1 protein-coding gene is annotated in these 930 nt (G+C 62.6%); it reads left to right on the top strand.

What is annotated here, in order from left to right; all coding sequences use genetic code 11:
* Positions 1–811 (top strand): IS66 family transposase (tnpC, locus tag CFR76_RS17455; RefSeq protein WP_110557887.1); only part of this gene is annotated, 811 nt, incomplete at its 5' end.
* Positions 812–930: the final 119 nt, after the last annotated feature.

Genomic DNA, 930 nt, shown 5'->3' with positions numbered 1-930 from the left:
GGTGCTGGCGAAAAGCCGCACCGTGACCGGGCGATTGTGGACCTATGTGCGCGATGACCGGCCATTCGGCGGCCCCGCACCGCCCGCGGCCTGGTTCCGTTACTCCCGTGACCGCAAGAGCGAACATCCCACGGAGCATCTCGATGGCTGGAGCGGTATCCTGCAATCCGACGCCTATGGCGGCTACAACCGGCTGTTCGACGCCGACCGCAAACCGGCACCCGTCATGCCGGCGGGCTGCTGGGCGCATGCCCGACGCGGCCTGTTCAGGCTGGCCGAACTCGGCCGCGCACCTCTTGCTGTGGAGGCCGTGCGCAGGATCGACGCAATCTTTGAGGCTGAGCGCGCCATCAATGGTGCAACGTCGGCGCAGCGTCTCGCTGTGCGACAAGAAAGCATCGCTCCCATGGTCGATGGCCTCCTCGCCTGGATGCGCGAAAGTTGCACCCGCCTGTTGAAGAAGACCCCCGTTGCCACAGCCATGACCTATATCCTGCGCAGGCCAGAGAGTTTTACCCGGTTCCTCTCCGACGGACGGATCTGCCTGACCAACAATGCCGCTGAACGCGCACTACGCGGCATCGCCCTTGGCAGAAAAGCCTGGCTGTTCGCCGGTTCCGATCGGGGCGGCCAGCGCGCGGCCGATATGTATTCCCTCATCGTCACCGCAAAGCTCAACGACGTCGATCCCCAGGCCTGGCTCGCCGACGTTCTCGCCCGGATCAACGACCAGCCCGTCTCACGCCTGCACGAACTGCTCCCCTGGAACTGGAAAAACACCCGTCACGCCAATCATACACAGGCGGCCTGACGCATGCCTGTGGTCCTCGTCGGCTTGCAGTTACCCACAAATCTGCTGTTCTTGAATTTTGTGCTTGATGCAGATGAATCTGTTGTGATTCCTTTTCTGTCACCTTTATGCAGGCGGGG

It is taken from the genome of Komagataeibacter swingsii (assembly GCF_003207895.1).
Lineage (GTDB): Bacteria > Pseudomonadota > Alphaproteobacteria > Acetobacterales > Acetobacteraceae > Komagataeibacter > Komagataeibacter swingsii.
Note: the sequence above shows the minus strand (reverse complement) of the source record. Positions and strands in the feature narration are given on the sequence as shown.